This is a genomic window from Streptomyces sp. NPDC046876 (genome assembly GCF_040645035.1).
Taxonomy (GTDB): Bacteria; Actinomycetota; Actinomycetes; order Streptomycetales; family Streptomycetaceae; genus Streptomyces.
Window position 1 is genome coordinate 58,828 of record NZ_JBEYXK010000006.1, and the last position, 22,214, is coordinate 81,041.

The 22,214-nt window shown below is 68.7% G+C and carries 13 protein-coding genes and 3 pseudogenes; 8 read left to right on the forward strand and 8 right to left on the reverse strand.

The genetic code is table 11. The annotated features are described in order from the left end of the window. Positions 1-64 precede the first annotated feature (64 nt). The 4 genes and pseudogenes from ABZ924_RS05865 to ABZ924_RS05880 all read left to right on the forward strand — a co-directional run bounded on the left by ABZ924_RS05865 (position 65) and on the right by ABZ924_RS05880 (position 2,891). Positions 65-619 carry a rhodanese-like domain-containing protein gene (locus tag ABZ924_RS05865; RefSeq protein ID WP_361904680.1) on the forward strand — a complete coding sequence of 185 codons (555 nt, stop codon included), beginning with the start codon at positions 65-67 and terminating at the stop codon, positions 617-619. Between the two features lie 287 nt (positions 620-906). Next, a pseudogene (locus tag ABZ924_RS05870) lies at positions 907-1,023 on the forward strand (CopG family transcriptional regulator); the annotation flags it as partial. Next, a pseudogene (locus ABZ924_RS05875) lies at positions 1,003-1,351 on the forward strand (DNA-binding protein). The pseudogenes ABZ924_RS05870 and ABZ924_RS05875, both read left to right, overlap by 21 nt. A gap of 118 nt (positions 1,352-1,469) precedes the next feature. Then, positions 1,470-2,891 (forward strand): hypothetical protein, encoded by a 1,422-nt coding sequence (locus ABZ924_RS05880; protein ID WP_361904683.1) that lies wholly within the window; start codon positions 1,470-1,472, stop codon positions 2,889-2,891. 108 nt (positions 2,892-2,999) lie between these two features. On the opposite strand, the gene ABZ924_RS05885 is transcribed toward ABZ924_RS05880, so the two are convergent. From ABZ924_RS05885 to ABZ924_RS05900, 4 genes are all read right to left on the reverse strand, one after another. Further along, the gene (locus ABZ924_RS05885; RefSeq protein ID WP_361904686.1) at positions 3,000-5,132 is read right to left on the reverse strand and encodes a UvrD-helicase domain-containing protein; all 2,133 of its coding nucleotides are present in this window, start codon (positions 5,130-5,132) and stop codon (positions 3,000-3,002) included. Between the two features lie 22 nt (positions 5,133-5,154). Further along, positions 5,155-7,356, reverse strand: a complete 2,202-nt coding sequence (locus ABZ924_RS05890; RefSeq protein WP_361904689.1) for an AIPR family protein — start codon at positions 7,354-7,356, stop codon at positions 5,155-5,157. Between the two features lie 71 nt (positions 7,357-7,427). After that, entirely contained in the window at positions 7,428-9,005 is a 1,578-nt protein-coding gene (locus tag ABZ924_RS05895; RefSeq protein ID WP_361904692.1) for a serine/threonine-protein kinase, read from the reverse strand. Positions 9,006-9,131: 126 nt separating this feature from the next. Next, entirely contained in the window at positions 9,132-9,632 is a 501-nt protein-coding gene (locus ABZ924_RS05900; RefSeq protein ID WP_361904695.1) for an ATP-binding protein, read from the reverse strand. Positions 9,633-9,793: 161 nt separating this feature from the next. Here ABZ924_RS05900 and ABZ924_RS05905 point away from each other — a divergent pair, with 161 nt between their 5' ends. Beyond that, positions 9,794-10,627 (forward strand): helix-turn-helix transcriptional regulator, encoded by an 834-nt coding sequence (locus tag ABZ924_RS05905; RefSeq protein ID WP_361904924.1) that lies wholly within the window; start codon positions 9,794-9,796, stop codon positions 10,625-10,627. After that, positions 10,624-10,836, forward strand: a complete 213-nt coding sequence (locus ABZ924_RS05910; protein WP_361904698.1) for a DUF397 domain-containing protein — start codon at positions 10,624-10,626, stop codon at positions 10,834-10,836. Before ABZ924_RS05905 ends, ABZ924_RS05910 begins: the two co-directional genes overlap by 4 nt. A 60-nt stretch (positions 10,837-10,896) precedes the next feature. On the opposite strand, the gene ABZ924_RS05915 is transcribed toward ABZ924_RS05910, so the two are convergent. The 4 genes from ABZ924_RS05915 to ABZ924_RS05930 form a co-directional block, all read right to left on the reverse strand. After that, positions 10,897-14,088: a DEAD/DEAH box helicase family protein gene (locus tag ABZ924_RS05915; RefSeq protein ID WP_361904701.1), complete on the reverse strand. Its 3,192-nt coding sequence runs from the start codon at positions 14,086-14,088 to the stop codon at positions 10,897-10,899. After that, positions 14,085-15,365 carry a restriction endonuclease subunit S gene (locus ABZ924_RS05920; RefSeq protein ID WP_361904704.1) on the reverse strand — a complete coding sequence of 427 codons (1,281 nt, stop codon included), beginning with the start codon at positions 15,363-15,365 and terminating at the stop codon, positions 14,085-14,087. The genes ABZ924_RS05915 and ABZ924_RS05920 overlap by 4 nt, the downstream gene beginning before the upstream one ends. Then, a complete protein-coding gene (locus ABZ924_RS05925) occupies positions 15,362-17,353 on the reverse strand; it encodes a class I SAM-dependent DNA methyltransferase (RefSeq protein WP_361904707.1) in 1,992 nt (663 codons plus the stop codon). Before ABZ924_RS05925 ends, ABZ924_RS05920 begins: the two co-directional genes overlap by 4 nt. An 89-nt stretch (positions 17,354-17,442) precedes the next feature. Continuing rightward, entirely contained in the window at positions 17,443-19,611 is a 2,169-nt protein-coding gene (locus ABZ924_RS05930) for an N-6 DNA methylase (protein ID WP_361904710.1), read from the reverse strand. Between the two features lie 146 nt (positions 19,612-19,757). On the opposite strand from ABZ924_RS05930, the gene ABZ924_RS05935 reads away from it, so the two are divergent. Together ABZ924_RS05935 and ABZ924_RS05940 are read left to right on the forward strand one after the other, a co-directional pair. Next, positions 19,758-21,449 (forward strand): DUF6119 family protein, encoded by a 1,692-nt coding sequence (locus ABZ924_RS05935; protein ID WP_361904714.1) that lies wholly within the window; start codon positions 19,758-19,760, stop codon positions 21,447-21,449. Then, positions 21,425-21,976, forward strand: a pseudogene (locus ABZ924_RS05940) (DDE-type integrase/transposase/recombinase); the annotation flags it as partial. The gene ABZ924_RS05935 and the pseudogene ABZ924_RS05940, both read left to right, overlap by 25 nt. Positions 21,977-22,214 lie beyond the last annotated feature (238 nt).

Sequence of the window (22,214 nt, forward strand, 5' to 3'; positions counted from 1 at the left end):
CCGGGGCGGCCCTGCCGCTGGTTGTACAGGGCCGCCCCCCGTCTCTGCCAAGGGCAGGTTCGTCATGGGTATTTCCAGCATCCTCAGCGTCGACGAGGCCGAGCCTCGGCTGCCCGAGCTGAACGTGGTCGACGTCCGCACTCCCGGCGAGTTCGCCTCCGGCCACGTGCCGAGCGCCGTCAATGTTCCCCTGGAGCGCGTCGAGGGCAGCCTGGCCGAGCTGCGGAGCGCCGCCGAGAGCGGACCGCTTCTCCTGGTGTGCGCCTCCGGCGCCCGCTCCGAGAAGGGCGCGGCGCTCCTCGCCTCCCACGGGATCGCGGCGGCGAGCCTCACCGGCGGTACCCGGGCCTGGGCCGCCGCCGGTCACCGGCTCGAGCACCCGCCCGGTCCCGGTCCCGTACGCGCCGTCTGGGGGATGGAGCGTCAAGTCCGCTTCACCGCCGGCGCCCTCGTGCTGCTCGGCCTGGCTCTCGGACTGCTCGTGCATCCGGCGTTCCAGCTGTTGTCGGCGGGGATCGCCGGAGGGCTGGTGTTCTCGGCGCTCACCGACACCTGTGGCATGGCGGTGGCCCTCGGCCGACTTCCCTTCAACCGGCGCGGCGCGGCCCCTCACGGGTGACCCGCGCCACCGCTTCCGCACCGTCGGGGAAACAGCAGGTCAGCGTCCCTTTTCGGTGGGCTCCAGGATCGCGACGCACTCCACGTGGTGCGTCATCGGAACCACGTCAACAGAAAACACGTCGAAGAAAACCGCAGGTCAGATACTTGCATGACCGAAATCGGTCGAAATCAACGTGCATTGCGTGCGTTACGGGCGCTATGGGCGGCTCTTGACGCACGTCGCAGCATCCCCAGGGGCCTCCCAGACTGGCACCCGTTGGATACCGCACCGCATGAGATCACAACGTGACCGCGGCCGTGACCTGCCAGATCGAGCGCGACAACCTCAACGCACTCATCACCGTCACTGAGGCTGAGCACGGACCTGTCACGGACGATGAGATCCAGGCCCTGCGCGGCCAGGCACGACGCAATCAGACAGGGCACGGACGGGCCCGCGCCGACGACCTTCGCGTGGTCACTTCAGCGGCCACCTCATCGAAGTGGTCCGCTTCCGCATCAACCGCCCCGCCCTGGAGTCGACACTTCTCCCGCCTCGTCGCAAGGCCGATCACCGGACCGATCGCCCGCCACGCCGCCACCCTGCTTGCCAACGCCGGCCCGCACGGCCACAAATGCGCCATCGCCGCCACTGCATGGGCCACCCCCTCGGCCGGTCACGATCCTCACCTCCGGCCCCGAGGACATCCCGGCGCGGTGCGGTACTCGCGTCGTCGTCATCAAGCTCTGAACATCGCCTCCCTCGGTGCGACTTAGCCTTCCTCTCAGCGCCCCACCACAGAGCTGCCAACCACCGAGAACCATTCCGACCTGAACTATGATCGAGGCAATCGGGATAGAGTCCGCACGTGGCCTTCATCGTGACTCTGAGTTCGGAAGAACTCGACTCCAATCAGGACAAGTTCAGAATTGAGCAACGCCTGACCAAGTCCCGTCCAAAGAGCTTGAATATCGACGCGGCTCTCGACGGACCACCCATCGTCCTCTTGATCAGCGAGACCCCACCCCAATCCGACCGCGAACGATCACGGCGGCTCGCATGGTTAGGCATCGTGGCTCGGCACGGCACTGTGGGAGCTGTCGAGAAGAGCATCACTGTAGATCCGCTTCGAGAATGCTTGGATACCATTCCGCTCGACGGTCCTGAAGGAATACTCCGTGATCTGCCGGCTCATCTGCGCCAGGAGTTCGACCGAGCTTCGCTGCTGGGCGCCGTCGGCGCATGCAGCAACGCCGTATGGCAGTCACTGGAAAGCGCACTACGTGCGAGGTGGCCCAGACTCGTCTCCCTACTCGACTGGCTGATTGCCCAAGCCGACCCTCCTGTCTTTGGAGACAGCCCTGCCGACCTGTCATGGCAGGAGCAACGCGACGCGACAGGCAGCCTGCTGCGCATCGCCGACTTCCCGCTCTCCGCACTCGCCGCATGGCGACGTCCGCGATCAGTGGATGCTCCCTACACCGCCGGACTGATTCCGCAACCCGTAGAGCACAGCCTCATCGACTACGATGTCCGCGTCGCAGGCCAGGCGTTCGGGATGTTCAGCGAGTGGCAGCAAGGTGACACTGTCCGCTGCGACATTCACGTGCTCCACGACGCATCAGGACGGCGGCTCGAAGTCGTCAACGTCAATGCCACGCCGGTGGAATCGCGCCTCGGCACTGACATGCTCTACTACCACGAGCCGACCAAGAGCTTTGTCTTCGTGCAGTACAAGCGGCTCGGCAAGGACGCTCGCTCGATCTACGTGGACGCACGCCTAAGAAGCCAACTCGACCGGCTAGAAGACGTGGCCAGACTGAGTAGACCTCCGGCACAGCCAAGCGAATGGCGTCTCGGTAACGACCCCTGCTTCGTGAAACTCGCTCATTGGCCCCAGAGCACCAGTAGGCAGCCGGTTCAAGGGCTCGCTCCGGGCATGTACCTGCCCGTCTCGTACATCCGGCTACTACTCGATGACGACTGCACACGCGGCAAGCGGGCGGGCAGCACCACGCGGATCCTCGGATACGATCAAGTCGAACGGCACCTCACGGGAACCCAGTTCGTCGATCTGGTCAAGCACGGGCTCGCCGGTACTGTCGGCACCACCCGGGAGCAGCTGTACGCCTTGGTCAAGCAGCGTGTTGATGACGGCCACAGCGTTGTCGTGGCTACGGAATCAAGCGACGAGTCAGTGCGTGCCCGCCAGACACGTACTCGTGACCGGGGCGCCAAACGTCGAACCTATCTCCACCGCACCTACAAGCAGGGCCCGCCGGCCAGCTGAGAGCCCGTCGTAGCACTCTCCGCCGGACGCCGAAGGCAGCAACCCCGTCGTCAGTTTGGATATGCCGAGGACGGGGTCTTGCCGTTTGCTGCAAGTATCAGTTCCGGGTCACACTCCGGTCGTCGAGAGGAAAGGACTGGGCTCCCCCGCCCAGGACACGTACAGGCCGTCGCGGGCCCGAGTGCAGGCGACGAACAAAAGGCAGCGTTCCGCCAGCAGATCAGCCTCGTGCTGGAGGCGGTCGACGTCCACGGGCGTCACCGCCTTGGGAAACGGCACAGCGCCGTCATGAACACCGACCACTGCGACGCACCGGTACTCCAGGCCCTTGAAGGAGTGCATGGTGCCGACGTTCACCGCGTCGGCCGCCGTCGGCCGGTCCGCCCGCAGTCGCTGAGCGGGGATGCCGGCCGCCGACAGGTGCTCCGTCACCTGGTCGCAGGTCCGGTTGAAGCGGGCACTCACGCCGATGTCACCGGGGGCAACGCCGTCCTCCAGCCAACCGCGGACACGTGCGACGAGCGCCGCCAGCTCCTCCTCCGGGGAACCGGCTGCGTGGGTTTCGGGGCCGCTCCCGTGCAGGGCCGAACGGTAGCCGAGCAGGGTTTCGTGGCCGGTGTCGTCCTCAAGCTCCGCGAAGGGGCGTCCGACGAGGAGCGCGGTGGACCAGCTCAGGATCTCGTGGGTGGAGCGGTAGTTCTTGCGCATCTTCGCCGACCGCCCCGCGACTTTGATCCCGACCGCCTTGAGGGAGACCTTGCTGTCGTAGATCCGCTGGTGCGGGTCACCCGCGATGAACAGGTCGTCCGGGCGCACCGGGGCGGCGGCGCGCAGGAGGCGCCATTGGACGGGGTGGAGGTCCTGGGCCTCGTCGACGACGACGTGCCGGTAGCGCGGTCCGCTCCGCTCCAGCAGGTCCGCGGCCTCCGTGCAGGTGCCGAGGTAGGTCCGCAGCCCGTCGGAGGCCAGCCGGGCGGTGAACTCCTCGATGGCGCCCCATACCGGCGGCCGGGCCGCCACGGGCAGCGCGCTGCCGCGCCCTTTTCGCTCGGCGGCTACGTACTGCTCGTACGTGCGCAGGTCCTGGGCAAGGACGACGTGCTTGTACTCCTGGGCGAGGAACTGCGGGCTCCCGGTGAAGCCCGCGGCCCGGGCGGCCTGCTGCCAGCGGGCCGGTTCCTCGTCGGCGCGCAGGGGCCGACGCGGCGTGGACAGCACCCGCCCGGCGAACGCGTCGACGGTCATGACGTCCACCCGGTCCCGGAGCGTGACGTCTTCGACGAGTTCGGCGAGGCCCGCGCGTAGGGCGGCCACCAGTGCGTTGGTGTAGGTGGTGAGCAGGATGCGGTCTCCGTCGCGCAGGTGGCCGAGCAGGTGGCGTACGCGGTGCAGGGCGACGACCGTCTTGCCCGTGCCGGGGCCACCGGTGACCTGTGCCGGGCCGGAGTAGGAGGGCCGGTAGGCCACCTTGTGCTGGGACGGGTGCAAGAAGACCCGCCAGGCGGCGAAGGGCTTGTCGAGGATCTCCCGGAGCTCGTCCGATCCGGTGACCAGGGCGATACGGGTGCGGGTGTGCCGGATCGCGGTCTCGTAGTCGCCGGGGTTCACCGGCTCTGAGCTGTCGGCGGCGGCCAGGTTGACGGCGACCACCTCGCGCCACACGTCCTCCACGGTGAAGCCGGCGGCGAGGTACTCCAGTACCTCCCGCTGGTCCTGGGGGAAGAACGGCGCGAAGGCCTCCAGCTGCTCCGGGCTGGTCAGGACCCGGGCCTGGCGCAGGGTCGTCCCGTCGATGCCGAGGGCCGAGAGGTCCCCGTCCGAGATCCCGGCGAAGAGCCGCTGCTTGGGGGCGGGCGCGATCCGCTCGTACGCGGGTGTGAGCTCTTCCAGGACGGCGATGTCGCGGATCTCGACGGCCCGGGTGACCGGGTTGATGCTCGCCTTCTGCTTGACGGCCCAGGCGTTGGCCTCGTCGTGCGGCAGCACCCGCAGCAGGACGTACGTGTCCCCGCTGTCGGGCGCCAGCACGACCCCTCGGGTGCCGCGGTCGATCCGGATCGTCCGGATGTGCGGGTCCCGGGCACCCTTCAGCGATTCCAGCTTCAGACCGGGGTCCTTGAACAGTTGTTCCAGGGTGAGCCGTTCGAACTTCTCCCAGGCGTCGAAGACCCCCTTGCGGACCATGCCCTGAAGCTTGGGGAGCTGGGAGCAGAAGGCGATGTCGAAGGCGAGGCGGGGCATGGCGGGCTTCTCTCCCGTGGTTCTACCGGTTGGTCTCGTCCGCGTCCTGGCGGCTCGGTTCGTCGGCCTCGTCCGGCTCCTCAAGGTCTCCCAGGGTGCGCCACGCGAGGTCGGCGAGGGTGTCCCCCGATGAGGTGACCCAGCGGGCGGTGCCCTGGTTGGCCGTGGGCCGTTCCGCCCACTCGGCGCGTTCCCACATGTGGGTGATCAGTCCGGAGGGCGAGTACTGCAGGCCGTCTGCCGCCCAGACGACCGGCTTCGTCCGGTGGTTCGTCCAGGTGGCCCGGGAGCGCCGCGGATCCTCCGCCAGCCACTCCTTGAGCGCCTCGGCCTCCATCGGGTAGGCCGTGCTGAGCGTGAGCGGCTCGCCCTCGGGCAGGACCCGCTTGTCGACGAGGACCTGGACGGCGTTGGGGCGGCGGCGCTTGCGTGCCGGCCGGACGCGGCGGTACGTGTCCGGGGCGGAGCCGTCCTGGCCCTTCCCCATGGCCTCCACGACGCGTTCGGTGACCTCCCGGCACCGGTCGACGTCCGCGCAGACAGCTCGAATCTGCGGGCGTCGCTCGGAGAGCCCGTCGATGACCTGGATGGTGAGGGGCAGCAGCCGCTCGACGATCTCCCTCGTCTTTCCCCTGGCTTCTTCGGCCCAGGTCAGCTTGGTGTCGGGCTCGTCGATCCCCTCGGTGTCGAGGAGCCGGAACACCAGATGGGCGAGCAGGTACGTGCCGTGCTCGGTCAGCGCGGCGGCCCTGCCCTCATAGCGCTTGCGGAGCTTCAGCAGACAGCGCCGCACCTCCCGGACCACCTGAACGGCGTTCCACAGCAGGTAGACGCCCGGCCTCGGGCGGAACAGCACGTCGTAGACCCCCTGCGGGCCCCGCTCCCACAGCGGATCGAGGGCGAGCGCGAGCCGGGCCGCGTACTGGCTGTCGGCATGAGCGCAGGCCAGGGCGACGGCCGCCTCGACCACGGTGCAGCCGGACTCCTCGGGAATGTCGACCTCACTGCGCTGAACCCCGTACTCCAGGCCGAGCTCCGCCCGCATCTCGTCCAGGATGTCCCCCTGGACGGGATCGAGGGCGACGAAGTCACGGTCGCCCACGCTGTTCTGGCGGTTGGTGGCGCGCGTGGTGTCCCTGGCGAACTCATGGGCCGCGTGCGTGACGATGATCCGCACGCCGATCTTGGCCTCGGCCGCCGCGTCCTCCTTCTCCAGCGCCTCGGCCACGGCGCGCACGGTCTGGGCGCCGTTCACGACGCTGGCGTTGTGCAGGGTGAGCATCAGGGGCTTCTGGTGGGGTGCCCGTGCCGACCGTTCGACCTTCTCCACGCGGTCGCAGAGCACGGTGATGCCGTTGTTGTAGTACCAGAAGTTGGCCGGCTCCTCGCTGAGGGTGGCGATCAGCGAGTTGTTGATGGGCGTCCGGCCCAGAGGCTTGCGGATGTTCAGGTTGAACAGGTTCGTCCCGTGCTGCTCCGCCCAGTCGGCCACCTGTTCGGCGTCGACGACTCCCTGGTAGGACTCGTACAGAGCGTCGGAGCCCATGCCGAACCAGGGGAACAGCTCGGCGGTCAGGACCACCGGCTCGGGTGCCTGGTCGGCCCGTACGGAAGCCCAGATCTCCGGCGCCAGGATGATCCGGTGGCCCAGGACGTCGCCGTACCGGTTGAACTCGTCCTCCCCGTTCCTGATCGCCTGCATGAAGCCGTCACCCGGCATGTCGGGGCGCATCAGCACCACGACCTGAGTGACCGGGACGGTCCCCTGATCCATGACGGACTTGGCGTACTCGGCCAGCCTGCGGCCCCGCGGGTTGAACGGGGCGAAGTTCTCCTCGTCGATGAGCCTGAACCCGGCCAGGAGTTCGAGTACGGCCTCGCGCTCGCCCTTGGCGTATCCCTTCACGCTCCACTTGCTCTGGACGAGGTACACATGCGGCTTGGCGCCCTCGACCACCGCGATCGCGTCGATGCCCTGGTCGAGGTCCCCGTCAATGACGGTGGCGGCGGCTTCCTCCGGGCTGAACCCGGTGACGATGCGCACGGCATGTGCGGCCAGCGCCCTGGAAATGCGGCGCGTCTCAAACGCGTCCCCCGTGTATTTGGCCGCCAGGTCGCTGGTGTCCAGAAAATCGCCGTACACCTTCTGGAGGGCGTTGCCCACCTGCCTCACTTGGGTGTTCAGGTCAGGGCTTCCGCTCTTGGGCTCCTGCGCGTTCATCATCTTGCTCCCCCCTTGGCGGCACCCACCGGCTCCGCCACCTTGCCGACCATGGATCGTTTGCCCGACGGACGTCAGGTCGCCCGGCCGTCGAGGTCCAGCCGTATGAGCGCCAGCGCCTCGGCGATCTCCGCTGTCAGCTCGTCCGCGGGCCCGTAGACGACGTTCAGGTCGCCGTGCAGCGGTTCGAGGACGATCAGGGCGTCGCCTGCGCGGCCCTGGGCGAGCAGCAGCATGCCGATGTCACGGCGCAGTTCGAGGGCTTCCTCACTGGCATCGCTGTCCACGGACCGGACGACGGCCAGCACTGATTCCAGTGCGGTGAGCGCCTCCGTCACCTGACCGAGTTCGGCGCGGCAGCGGGCCGCCTGGGCACGGCAGGCGCGGGCCCGTTCGCTCGTGGGTCCCGCGATGCGCCCATAGGCGTCGGCGAGCGCATTGAACTCGGGCAGGGCGGCCCGGTAGTCCCCGCCAAGCAGCCGGATCGCCGCCCGCTGGGTACGCAGATCGAGCACCTGCCGGTTGTCGGTGCCGAGGGCGCGGGCGGCCGGTCCGATGACCTCGCTCAGCACCTCCGCGGCCTGCGCGAACCGTTCCTCTTCCAGGAGGGCGTCGGAGTGCGCGTACGCCTCCTTGATATCCGCCCTGAGTCCGTCCGGTACCGGGACGGGCGCGGGTGCCGGCCCCCCGGAAGGCGCCTGGGCAGCAACCGGCCGGGGGCGGGAGCGGGGCGCGTACGGGTGGCGGAACAGCCCGGTCGGGTCCGGCGCTCCAGCCGGGCCGCTCTCGTCGGGCGCCGGTTCCTGGCCCGCCTGTGGGAGGAAGGGCCGCAGCCGCTCGTACACCTCCTGCACGTCGGCGGGCCTCGCCTCCGGGGCCTTGCGGAGCAGGTGCAGGACGAGGTCTTCCAGGGCGGACGGGACCTCGGGGCGCAGCTGCCGGAGCGGGGTGGGGGCAGCGCTGACGTGCTGGTACATAAGGGCGAACTCACTGTCCGCCTGGAACAGTGCACGTCCGCAGAGCAGTTCGTGCAGGACGCATCCGAGCGCGTAGAGGTCCGTGCGCGGGGTGACGCGTCCGCCGCGGACCTGCTCGGGTGCCATGTACTGGGACGTCCCGATCGGGCTTCCGGTCGCGGTCAGTTTGGTCGCGTCGGTGCGCAGGATGGCCGCGATGCCGAAGTCCAGGACCTTCACGGTCCCGTCTCGGGCGACGAGGACGTTGCCCGGCTTGAGGTCCCGGTGGATCACCGGGACCTCGTGGGCGTGCGAGAGCACAGTGGCCACCTGCGCGGACACGGCCACGGCCCAGCTCACCGGCAGCGGCCGGGCCGGGTCCACGTAGGCGGACAGCGGAACGCCCTCGACCAGCTCCATGACAAGGAACAGGTGCTCGTGGGTGTCGTCGAGGACGGCGTCGTAGACCTGCGGGACGCCGGGGTGCTGGATGCGGGCCGTGATCCGGGCCTCGCGCCGGAACCGCTTGGCCAGCTCGTCCGCCATCTGCGGCGAGGTGACGGCCTGGGGCCGGATGAGCTTCACGGCGACCGGACGGTCCAGCACGGCGTCGTAGCCGCGCCAGACATCACCCATGCCGCCGTGGCTGAGCTCCTCCAGGAGTTCGTAACGTCCGGCGATCACCTGCTGCGGCACCGTGCCCCCGCCCCGTCGTGTTCCTGTCGCCGACGTGCGTACCGAGGTGGTGTCGGCCGGCCCGACATGTCAGGACCAGTGTGGTGGGGGGCGGCGATCTTCGTCCAGGGAGACGGGAAGGCTGTGTCAGATCTGGCCGAGAACCGACTGTGCGCCGGGATTTCGCCTGTCGTACTCGGCCCACACGACCTTGCCGGGCGACCCGCACGGGCGCGGGCCCCAGCCCCAGCGGTCGGCGAGGGCGGCGACGAGGAGCAGGCCGCGCCCCTCGGTGCGGTCCGCCCCGGGGAGGCGCTGCGCGGGCTCGGGCTTCCTCTCGCCACGGGTGTCGGTCACCTCGATCCGTACGGCGCCGATGGGTTGTGCGGGAACGACCAGCCTCATGTGGAAGTCCCGGCCCGGCACCCGGCCGTGGCGGACGGCGTTCGCGCTGAGCTCGGCCACGAGAAGGACGATCGCGTCGTGCGCCTCGGTGCCGTACGGGATTCCCCAGGCATGCAGCCGCTCCGCGGACAGTGCGCGGGCGAGGCGGGCGCCGCGGGGCGTGGAGGTGTGCCGCATCTCGAGGTGGTGTGCGGGCACGGCGGGTTGGGTGGGGGTGGCGGTGCTGGCGGGGTTGCTCGTCATGGCTCCACGGTGGGCCGCGGTGGCGTAGCGTGACCATGGGTGACGCGCCGTCGCGTTCCGTTTGTACGCGGGCGTCCGGTGCGGTGTACGTGCGCGGAAGGGTGGCAGCGGTGCGGGACGATGACGCGGGGGCCGGACCGGGGTCGGCGGAGCCGCTCGGGGTGGCGGAGCCGGTGGGGCAGCGGCCGGAGGACGAGACGGGGCAGGGCCTGGTCACGGCGTTCGGGCATCAGCTGAAGCTGTTCCGCACCCGGGCCGGGCTCGAACGGGCGGAGTTCGGGAAGCTGGTGGGGTACGCGGCGCAGTCCATCGCCTCGTTCGAGCAGGGGCGACGCATCCCGCCGCCGAGGCTCATCGACCAGGCGGACGACGTACTGGACGCGGGTGGCGTGCTGAAGGCACTGAAGGAGGAGATGGCGCGGGCGCAGTACCCGGCGTTCTTCCGGGTCGCGGCGCGGTTGGAGGCGTCGGCTCTGGCCTTGTGCGTGTACGCCGCGCACGCGGTCCCTGGCCTGCTTCAAACGGAGGACTACGCGCGGGCGGTCTTCCAGATGCAACGGCCCCTGCTCGACGACGCCATCATTGAGCAACGCCTTGAATCGCGCCTCGCACGCCAGCAGATCTTCGGTCGGCGCCCTGCTCCGCTGCTGAGCTTCATCATCGAAGAAGTCGTGCTTCGTAAGCCGATCGGCGGCCGGGAGGTGCTGCGCGGCCAGCTGGAGCAGATCCTTCTCGCGGGCCAGGAGCGGAACGTCGAAATCCAGGTCATGCCCACCGATCGCGAGGACCACGCCGGGCTGGGTGGGCCGTTCAATCTGATCGATGCCGCGAACGGCCAGCGCATCGCCTACACCGAGGTCCAGGACGACAGTCGCCTTTACACCGGAACGAGCAAGGTCCGTGAGTTGGAAGCCCGCTATGGCATCCTGCGCTCACAGGCCCTGACGCCGAGCGAGTCGATGGCCTTCGTCGAGAAACTGCTGGGAGAGAGATGAGCGTGCATCGCACCGCACCCACGGTGCCGGAATCGGCATGGTTCAAGAGCAGCCACAGCGGCGGCGGCGGCGGGGAGTGCGTCGAAGTGGCCACCACCCCAGGCAACATCTACATCCGGGACTCCAAGCGACTCACCGGCCCCGTGCTGGTCCTCGGCCCCGCCGCATGGACCGGGTTCGTGGAACTCGCGGCTGGCCCACAGGCGTAGCCGATCGCGGCACGAGGCCCGCGTACACCGCCACGGTGTACGCGGGCCCGGGCGGGTGCGTCACGCGGCGTCGTCCACGCCCTCTTCGCGGCGGATCATCCGCCACGCGGCGCGGCGGGCGCTGCGGTCGAGGCTGGACTTGAAGTTCCGGTCTGCGCCGAAGTACTGGCGTCCAAGACCGGCCATGGACTCGATGTGGTCGGCCATCTTGTCCGCGAAGACCTTGTCGAAAACCTTGCCGAAGTTGTCCTCGTCGTTGGCGACGGCTGCAGCCCGGACCTTGGCGTCGGCGCTCGCCTCCTCGAAGGGCCGGATGATGTCCTTGTCGGTGAAGTCCGTGCCGAACTTGGCGTTGAACTTCTCGATCAGCTCCGACAGAAGCGACTTCTCGGCCTCCTTGGCGCCGCCCGGCCCTTCACCGAAGCCCGGCATCGTCGCGGGCCCTTCCGGGGTGAGCGACACGTCGTGCTCGCCGGTCTTCTGCACGCGCAGGTGGCTGAGGTCCACATCGCCGATGTCCACGCCGCCGTCCGTGCGCCCGCGCAGCCGCGTGAGGAGGTAGCGCCCGTAGAGGTGGAGGCGCTCCAGGTCGGGGTCGTGGTAGGGCACGATCTGGGCGAGGAAGCCGTACTTGCGTACGTAGTCGATGAGGTCGGCGCGGAAGTCCTCGGCCGTCTTGACCTCGTCCTCGTCCTCGTCGTTGTCGCGCAGGGCCTCGTAGCGCGTGACGGCCGGGGAGAGGCGGCGGTAGAGCTCGGCGTGCAGCTTCTCCCACTTGGCCTGTGAGCCGGCGGCCTTCTCCTTCGCCTCGAAGTAGGCGGCGGCGAACTTGTCCATCTCCGCTTCGGAGATGATCGGCGCGGACATGACCCGGCTCTGGGCGGTGTAGAGCAGGTTGGGGTCCGAGGGGAGGGTGTTCGCCTCCTCGAAGTACGGGCGGAACGCGTCCTTGATGTCCTCGGCCTCGTTGGTGAAGTCCAGGACGGCGAGGTCGGCCTGCGCCTTGCGTTCGGCAGTGCGGTTCAGACGGGAGAGGGTCTGGACGGCCGCGATGCCGGTCAGTGTCTTGTTGACGTACATGGTCGTCAACAGGGGCTGGTCGAAGCCGGTCTGGTACTTCTCGGCGACGACCAGGATCCGGTACTCCTGCTGCCCCTTCGCTCCTGCCTTGACCGCCTTGTCGTCGGCGCGCGTGTAGGCGAAGGCCTTGGGCAGGGCGGTCTCGGAAAGGCCGCCGTTCTCCTTCGGCTCGGTGGTCTCCTCGCCGTCGATGGTGAGGGAGCCGGAGAAGGCGACCAGGACACCCAGGTCCGGGTACCTGGTGTGGTAGTCGCGGTCCTTGATGTAGCTCTTGATGGCGCGGGCCATCTGCACGGCGGAATGCCGGGAGGCGGTCACGACCATGGACTTGGCGCGCCCGCCGAGCCGGCTCCGGGTGTGGGCGACGAAGTGCTCGACGATCACCTGGGCGTGCTGGGAGACGGTCGAGTCGTGGGTGAGTACGTACCGGGCGAGGAGCGAGTTCGCCTTGGCGGGGTCGACCTCGCGCTCGTCGTGGTTCTGGTTCACCAGCTTCCAGTACGTGTTGTACGTGACGTAGTTGCGCAGCGGGTCGAGGATGAACCCTTCCTCGATGGCCTGGCGCATGGAGTAGGTGTGGAAGGGACGGTAGGCGGCTTTGCCGTTCACCTGGTCCGGGGTGCCGAAGAGTTCCAGGGTCTTGGACTTGGGGGTGGCGGTGAAGGCGAAGTAGGAGAGATTGGCGGCGCGGGACCGTTCGAGCGCCTTCTTCTTGAGCTTGTCGGTGACGGTGACGCTGGTCGCGCCGGCATCCCCGGAGTCGGAGTCGAGGCCGAGTTCGCGGAGGGCGGCCCGGACGGAGGTCGCCGCGTCGCCGGACTGGGAGGAGTGGGCCTCGTCGATGACGATCGCGAAGGTGGTGCCCTTGATCTCGGTCGGGTTGCGCTGGAGGTAGTCCAGGAGCGCGGGGAACGAGTGCAGGGTGACGGTGACGATCTTGCCGGTGTCGCGGGAGAGGGCGCGGGCGAGCTGCTCGCTCTTGGCGCCGTGCTTCTCGTCGATCTTGACGACCAGGCCGTCGGTCTGGGAGAAGCTGCCGACCGTCTCGCGGAGCTGGGCGTCCAGGTTCCGGCGATCGGTGATGACGATGACCTTGTCGAAGACGGGCGCCCCGGGCTTGATGAAGCCTGCGGACAGGGCCTCGGTATTCAGCGTGCGGGGGTCGTTGTCCGCGTGCAGGTCGGAGAGGCGGTGGACGAGCCAACCGATGGTGTTGGACTTGCCGGAGCCGGCCGAGGCCATGATCAGGTAGTTCTGGCCGGCACCGTGCGTGGCGGCGTGGGCGGTCAGCTTCTTGACCACGTCCCATTGGTGGTAGCGCGGGAAGATCGTGGTGCGGGTGGTGGTGCCGCCGGGAGTCTTAGACTTCTGCTGGTGGACGAACCGCTGGAGGAGGTCCAGCCAGTTGTCCCGCTCCCAGACCTGCTCCCAGAGGTAGGAGGTCGCGTACTGGCCGAAGGCCGTGGGGGCGGGGTTGCCGGCGCCGCCCGGGCGGCCCGGGCCCTCGGAGCCGGTGTTGAAGGGCAGGAAGCGGGTGTTCTTGCCCTTGAGTGCGGTCGCGACGAAGACCAGGTCAGGGTCCACGGCAAAGTTCGCGATGACCCGGCGGGTGAAAACCAGCTCGGTGGGGTCGCGGTCGGTCCGGTACTGCTCCTTGGCGTGCTCGACGCCCTGGCCGGTGAGCGGGTTCTTGAGCTCGGCGGTGGCGACGGGGATGCCGTTGAGGAACAGGGTCAGGTCGAGCTTGTGGCCCCAGTCGAGCTGCTTGGTGGCGTACACCAGCTCGCGCACGACGGTGAGACGGTTGGCGCGGTAGCCGTCCAGGACGGAGTCGTCGGCGACCAGGTTTGGCTTGAAGTAGGCGACGCGGAGCCGGACGCCACGGTCCTTCACGCCGTTGCGCAGGACGTGGAGCAGACCGTCATTGGCGATAGCCTGATCAAGGCGGCGCGCGAAGCCACGCTCGGCTTCGGCGGCGTCGCCATAGACGGTGCGCAGCTCGTGCCACTCCTCGGCCTGGGTCCTGCGGAGGAACTCGAAGAGTTCCTCCGTGTCCAGCCCGAGGTCCGCCTGATAGCCGGCGGGGCTGACCTCGCGCCAACCGCGCTTGGTCATGGCGGCAACTATGGCTTCGCCGAACGCGGACTCGTGGTGAACGTGGCCGGGGCTCATACGGTGATTCCCTTCGTGACGTTGCGTCCGCTGGCGGTGGAGACGTCGAACTGGCCGGTTACGGCAGCGATGATGAGGGCTTGGCGGCGTTCGGCGAGGAGAACAGTCTGACGGCGCAGCAGTTGAGTAAGCGCATTCCTTTGCTGCTCGATCCGACTCACCGCCTGCCCTAGGGCCTCCAGCCCTCGTTTATCGGTCGGCCAGCTCAGCTGAAAGTTACCCAAGTCTTCCATTCCCAAGGTGGGCTGCGCCGTATCTGAACCGGTTACGTCGTTGGCCTGACGCAGGAAAGCCGGCGTAGTCAGCCAGGTCGCGATAAGCCATGAAGGCACGTCACTCCTAGGGCGCAACGATGCGACGGCCCTGGCGACATTGGCTCCCGCAAGTTCCTCCGGCACCACGGCAGAGCGCCCCATGGTCCCAACCACGCTGAGCAAGACGTCACCGGCCTTCGTCACGGTGCGGGCATATTGCGCGGAGAGTTCTGCGGGGATCTTCACCAGCGAGGCCGCACGGCCGGGCAGGTCTAGCAAATCATTGACCCGAACGAACCGCACCCCTTCATCGACAAATTGCGGTACCAGCACTCCGTATCGGGACTTTACAGCGAGCAAATACTTGAGCCGAGTGGGCACATGTGAACTGCCGTTGAAGGCTGCATCAAGTGCCGACCCGCTACGCTCCTCAGTCAGTACAATCTGACGCTTCCGAAGTCGTAGCAGCTGGTCGATGCGGGCGGTCTCGGCGTCGAGCAAGTCGGCGATGCGACGCTGTTCCTCCAGGGGAGGCAGTGGCACAGGCGCGTCACCCAAGCGATCCCGGTTGAGCTCGATTTGGTTGGTTGCCCCAACCACGAGCGCCGCATACACAAACTCCTGGAAGGGACGCGAGCCCAGCCAGTAGTACATAAAGCGGGAATCCAATTCGCCCGACTTCGCTCGCGCAACAGTGACGTGCCCGTCAGCCATGCAAGGGAGTCCGTCGGGCGCCTGCGTAAAGTAGCCGACTCGACCGAGCGTGCCGGTCCCCGTCGAGTTGACAAGAACGTCGTCAGCCCGCAGAAATCCTTTGAGTTTCTTCGGGTCACCGCTGAACTCATGAAAGCGGGTTCGCGTCCAGTCGAGGCCGGTGGCCTGGTTCGCAGCTTGGCTGATGACCCGCACCGCCCCGTCATCCACATACGTCGGGGCCGAACCGCGGTTCAGATAAGTGGTGATGTGTTTGAGCGGGGCGGTGGACCATTCATCTGGCAACGAGATGCCAAGCACTGAGCTCATTCCGTCACCTCACCCAAGAGCTCCTGAATCTCCGCCTCCAGCGCCTTCAACTCCGCGTCGATCTCCGCCAGCGGCCTCGGCGGTTCGTACACGTAGAAGTGCCGCGTGAACGGAATCTCGTAGCCGATCTTCGTCTTCGTGTGGTCGATCCACGCGTCCGGGACGTGCGGGTGGACCTCGCGCTTCAGGTACTCCTCAACGTCCTCGCCCAGCGGGACGTTCTCGTAGTCGCGCAGCTCCGTGTCCGGTTCCGGCTCACCCTTGATCTTCTGGACCTCGCCTTCGGGGTCGCGGACCCCCACGGCTTCTCGCATCGACTTCGCGAAGGGCGCGCCCCCGGGCCACAGCAGCCCAGCGGCCACCACCGCGTCCTTCAGCGTCAGGAACGCGTCCGACTTCGTCGTCCACGAGGAGCCGAGCAGCGGCCGGAACGCCTCCACGAACCGCTCCGGCTGCGGGAGCCGGTGGACCGGCTTGGCGGTCGCCAAGGCCGCAAGCGTCTCCTCCGTGACCTCGAAGCGGAGCTTCAGCGGGCGTTCGACCGTGATGCGCTGGTAGCCGAAGGCCTCGTTGTCGAAGACCTTGACCTTGGCATGGAGCTCGTGGTTCGGGTCTGCCGCAGCCTGGATGGCCTCCGCGTACAAACGCGTCACGTCCGCGATGTGCTGCTTGCCCAGTTCCTTGCGCTTGTCGCCCAGCGACTTGCGCATCTTCTGGAACTGGTCGCGCGCGTCGAGCAGGACGACCTTGCCCTTGTGGTCAGGGGCCTTCCGGTTGGTGAGGATCCAGAAGTACGTGGAGATGCCGGTGTTGTAGAAGAGCTGGTCCGGGAGAGCGACGATCGCCTCCAGCCAGTCGTTCTCCAGGATCCAGCGGCGGATCTCGGACTCGCCCGAGCCGGCCGCGCCGGTGAAGAGCGGCGAGCCGTTGAATACGATGGCGATGCGAGAGCCGCCACCGCCCTTGACGTCCACCGGCTTCATCATCGAGATCATGTGCTGGAGGAAGAGCAGCGAACCGTCGTTGATGCGCGGCAGGCCCGCGGCAAAGCGGCCGGCCTCACCCATGTGCTTGTGCTCGTACTCGACCTCGTCCTTGACCTTCTTCCACTCCACGCCGAACGGCGGATTGGCCAGGAGGTAGTCGAACCTCTCCCTCCGGTGGGCAGGGTCGCTGAAGGAGTTGCCGAACGCGATGTGCTCCGGGTCCTGGCCCTTGATCATCAGGTCGGACCGGCAGATGGCCCAGGATTCGGGGTTGAGCTCCTGGCCGTAGACCTCGACCGTCGCGTCCGGATTCAGGGCCTTGATGTGGTCCTCGGCGGCCGACAGCATGCCGCCGGTGCCGCAGGCCGGGTCCATGACCGTGCGGACCGCGCCCGGCACCGTCAGGGCGTCCCCGTCGGGCGCGATCAGGAGGTTGACCATCAGCTTGATGACCTCGCGGGGGGTGAAGTGCTCACCCGCCGTCTCGTTGGACTGCTCCGCGAAGCGGCGGATCAGCTCCTCGAAGATGTAGCCCATGTTGTGGTTGGACACGACCTCGGGGTGCAGATCCAGGTCGGTGAACTTGCCGATGACCTGGTAGAGCAGGTCGGCATCGTCGAGCCGCTTGATCTGCTGGGTGAACTCGTACTTGTCGAGGACCTCCCGGGCGTTGTCCGAGAAGGCACCCACGTACTTCTGCAGGTTCTTCGCCGCGCTCTTCGGGTCGCCGGCGATTTTCTTCAGGGTCAGGCCGCTCCTGTTGTAGAAAGAGTGGCCCGAGGCCTTGCGCAGCCAGTGGTCCGGATCGATCTCCTGGCCCTCGTACTGGGCTGCGGTCTCCGCGACCTTCTCCCGGGTCGGCTCCAGGACGCACTCCAGCCGGCGCAGCACCGTGAACGGCAGGATGACCTTGCCGTAGTCGGACTGCTTGTAGTCGCCGCGCAGGAGGTCGGCGACGGACCAGGCGTGGTTCGCCAGTTCCGTGTGCTTACTGCTGTTCAAGGGGTTCCCCGGTTTCCTTCCGGACCGTCCCGCCCAAGGGAAGCGGGTGCGGACAAGTGTGGTGGATGGTCGAGAAGTTCACATGTGGTTCAGGCCGGTTCGGTATCGGCCGAGGCCCCAGCCAGGGCCGGGGCCGGGAGGAGCGCGCCGCCCGTGAGGCCGTCCGTCAGCAGGGCCGCCGTCTCCTCCGCGAGGCGCGCGGCCTGCCGTGCCCGCGCGCGCAGTCCGTGGACGTGCCGGAATGCCTCGCCGTAGCGGCGCTGCTCGTCGAGCGGCAGCAGCGGGACCCGTAGCCGGCCCGGAGCCACGTGCAGGACGGTACTGCCGGTGGAGGCCCCCGCGATGTTCTCCTCCGAGCTGATGAAGCCGGCCAGGAACCAGGAGTCCAGGCGGGTCGGGTCCGGGCGCAGAATATGGACCTGGGGGCCAAGGAGCGCGCCCGCGTCCGTCTCGTCCGCGACTCGGGCCATCGGCCCGGTGCCGCCCGCGATCGCCCGTACGAGGACGTCGCCGGCGGCGATCACAGGTGCGGGAGCCGCGGAGCGGAGCTCCGCCGGGTCGCCGGTCGGGCCCGTCCCGCGCGCGATGTCGGCTCCAGTGAGGACCGGCGCCGCCGACGGCGGGGCCGCCCCTTCCGGCTCCGGACCTTTGGTGTCGGGCACGGTACGGAGCAGGGCCAGCGCCCCGCCCCGGGCGAGGTCGGAGGCGGTGGCCGTACGCCATTCCCGGGCCGCACCGCCGGGTGCGGTCCAGCCGGTGATGTCCGCAGCGTCGAGGAGGGAGCGGGCGGCTGCGGTCAGTTCGCGGCGGCCGGTTTCCGTACGCGTGGACAGTTCGGCGGGGTCGACATCGGTGCGGGAGATGCGGACCTGGCGGGCCGGGGTCAGATCGACGAGGTCGTCGAGGAGATCGACGACCGGCACCGCACGTGCGGTGCCAGGCTCGGCCGCGAAGCCGTCCGGGTCGGCGGTGAAGGCATCCCAGTGGGCGAGCGCCTGCGCCGTCAGGCCCGCCCAGTCGATCGGGGCACGGGAAGAACCCGTACGCGGCGAGCCCGCCGCCTGTTCCCCGGCGCCCGACCCGGGCGACCCTGCCACGTCGACGAACAGCACCGACTTCCGCTCCGGGCCTCCCGGTTCAGGCCGTTGCAGTACCCACAGCTGCAAGCCCACGTGCAGGGGCGGTGCGGCCCCGGCCGGGAGAGCCACTACGGCCCGCACGGCGCCGCCGCGCACCAGCTCCGCCCGCACCCTGCGTCCGGAGGGGCGGGAGGCGGTGGCGGGCGGCAGGATCAGCACGGCCCGGCCGCCCGGCGCGAGGTGGGCCAGGCAGTGCTGCACCCAGGCGAGCTCGGATTCGGACCGGCCGGGCACGCCGTACGCCCAGCGCGGGTCGTAGGCGAGCTCGTCGTGGCCCCAGTCGCGATCTCCGTACGGCGGATTGCACACCACCGCGTCCGCCGTCAGCCCGTCGAAGGCGTCCGCGCGCAGGCTGTCCCCGATGCGCACGGTGACCTCCGCCCGCGGCGCGGCGAGGCTCAGCCCGACCGCGGTGCGCTGGGCCTGTACGGGTACGGAGTCCTGACCGAGGAGGGTGGTGGCGCCGCGTTCGGCGGCGGCCGCCAGCAGCGCACCGCTGCCGCAGGCAGGGTCCAGCACCCGCGCGACCCTGGCCGGGAGCAGCTCCGTGACCAGCCGCGTCAAAGGTTCGGGGGTTCCGTAGACGCCGGTCGCGGCGCTGTCCTCCAGTTCCCTTTCCGCGAGCACCGCGAGCGCGGCCGAGCCGCCCTCCTCACGGACGCAGCGAAGGATGGCACGGAGTGTGGGGCCGTCGGATGCGGAGAATGTGGGACTCGCGGGCACCGGCCCGGGGAGCGATGCCAGGAGCCCGGCCACCTCTTCGGCGGCGCGGGCGACGAGCTCGGCGTCCGTGAGGTCGGCGAGCGCCGCCGTCTCGTCCGGGGAGCGGCGGGCGAGGGTGAGGACGAAGCCGATGCGGCCGGTCGTCCTGTCCGGGTCGGAGGCCTGGAAGCGGACCGCGGTGCGCAGCTCCTCCCGGGGGTCGGCGACCTGCGTGTGACCGCGCGATCCGAGCCACGCCTGGACCGCTCCGAGGTCGTACAGCGGACTCGTGTCGGTGCCGCCGGACGGATGGGGGAAGTCGGCGTGCCGTCGGCGCCAGTTGCTGACGGTGGCCCGGGTGACGCCGGCGATGCGGGAGATCTCCGCGGCTGTCACGTGGGCTGTTGTCTCGGGCATGACCGGGCGGGACCTCTCTTCTGGGCGGGCAGTTCACACCCTACATCACCCTCCGAGCGCAAATTCATGTTTGACAGCGCTTTCAGTTGATCGTCTACTGAGAATAGTTAAAACCAGCGCGTCGACACACCGACTCGGGAGTCCTCATGCCGCTCCGCCCGACCGTCGCCCTCAGCCCTGCCACAGCACACAAGACCCGGCGCAGCACTCTCTACCAGCTCCGGGACACGGGCCCGTCTCCCGCCGACCTGCGCGCAGCACTCAACGCCAGGTATGAGCGCGATCACTCCTTCGTCGTCGAGGACGTGACCGTCGGGGACGCCCCCGCGCTCCTCTGCCACGGAGTGATCGGGCAGCACCGACCGCCCGACTGGACCTCCGCCGTGCATGCCCTCACCGGACGGAAGCCACCTGTGGAGAACCGCACGTCGGCGGGCGTCCTGCTCCTCCCCGTCGCCGGCGACGTCTTCGCCCTCACTTTCGGCATGGGGCACCTGCTGCTCGACCAGAGCAGGATCTCCCCCGGCTTCGGCATCGACTTCGTCCTGCGCGCCGCGCAGCCCGACGCCATCCGCCAGGTCACGCACAGCCTGATGGACGCCAGGGGCCGTACGGACCGGAGCTCTGCGGCCCAAGGTCAGCACATCCGCTCGTTCTCGATCGAGGAGTACGGAGAGGTGGTGAGCCGGCTGGTCGGCGCCCTGAACTCGACCGAGCTCACGATCGGGAAGCACAGCCGCCGCACGGCGCAGGTGGCCGGCACGGACGCCCTGAAGATCCATCTCGGTGCGCAGCCGGAGGACCTGGCCCACGACCTTACGCAGGTCCGGGCGATCCTCGCCCGCCGATCTCCTGCACCGGAGTTCGAGGCCATCGCCCGCGTCCGGCCGCTCAAGAGCGGAGATCCGCGACGCAACACCCTGGAGAGACGTCTCGACGATCTGCTGGGCGCCTCGGCGGATACCGGATCGCTGGCTCTGGCCATCCCCGCGTCCTGCCTGGACCAGGAGGACGCCGCGCTCTCCTACCGGGTGAAGGTCGGCGGCGTCCGCCGCCTCATGCCTTCTCCGGTGATCGACGACGTTCTGGAGCTGCTCGGCGGTATCCCGCCCGGCAGGCGCCTGGATGCCCTGTCCGCGGGCTACATACAGATGTTCCGGGACGAGGAGGGCGCCGATCCGGTAAGTGCCCAGGTGAAGGCCCAGAGGTGGATCACGGCCGAGATCCCGCTCGACGCCAGCCGCTACTTCCACCACGAGGGGCGCTGGTTCGAGATCGGGGACCGGTACCTGGAGGGCATCCGCAGCGAGGTCGACGCCCTGCTCACCGCACCGGCCGGCTGTCCCCTGCCGGCCTGGACGACCGGCCTCGCGACGGAGGAGGAGTACAACCTGGAGGCGGCGAAGCACGGTTACGTCTGTATGGATCGTCGGCTGATCAGGACCGTCCTCCATCCGCACGGTTTCGAGGCCGCAGACCTGCTCGCCGAGGACGGAACCCTGATCCACGTAAAAAGGGCCGACTCCTCGGCGCCGCTGAGCCACCTCTTCGCCCAGGGCAGGGTTTCCGCCGACGCCCTGCGCTTCGACGCGGAGGCGCGCGCCGAGTTCGTCCGGCGCGTGCGGGAACGCCATCCGGGGCACACTCTCGGCGAGGAGTTCACCCCGAAGAAGGTCGTCTACGCCATCTCGCTCAAGAGCGGCAAGGCCCTGACCACGAAGAACCTGTTCACGTTCGCTCAGGTCTCGCTACTGCAGGCGACCCGTGCCCTGCGCGCGCAGGGCATCGACGTGGCTGTGGTCGGCATACCGTCGAACGCGAGCGTCCCGGCGAGCTGATCCATGTCGATGTGAAGAAACTCGGCCGGATCCCCGACGGCGGCGGCCACAAAGTGCTGGGCCGCCAGGCCGGCCGGGCCACCCGCTGCGGCGTGGGCTTCGACTACGTCCACTCCGCCGTCGACGACCACTCCCGCCTGGCCTACAGCGAGATCCACCCCGACGAGAAGGTCGCGATCTGCGCGGCCTTCCTGGCCCGCGCGGCCGCGTTCTTCCACGCCCAAGGCATCACCCGCATCGAACGGGTCCTGACCGACAACGCTTGGGCCTACCACAAGGGGCCGGCCTGGAAAGCCGCCCTGGCCGACCTCGGCGCCGCCGGCAAGCTGACCCGCGCCTACCGGCCACAGACCAACGGCAAGGTCGAACGTTTCAACCGCCCGCTCCTGGACGAGTGGGCCTACCTCCGGCCCTACACCTCCAACGACGAACGGACCGCGGCCCTGACAGACTGCCTCCACACCTACAACCACCACTGCTGCCACACCGCACTGGGCGGACACTCACCCATCAGCCGCGTGAACAACCCTGCGGGTCAATACACCAAGGCGCTTCCTCGGGCACTGGAGCCCCTACGGACCGACCTCTTGAGCGCCGGCTCCGCCAACGTCCGGCCTCGCCGAAGTACGGCAGGCAGGAAAGCGGCTGATTTTCCTTCAATCTTTAGCAAAGCCAGCCCTCGCGAGTCGCGCCTCTCACCCAGCACGACCTGCACCATCAGCCAAGTGGCACCCCATCAGAACGAGCGTCAAATGGGCGTCACGA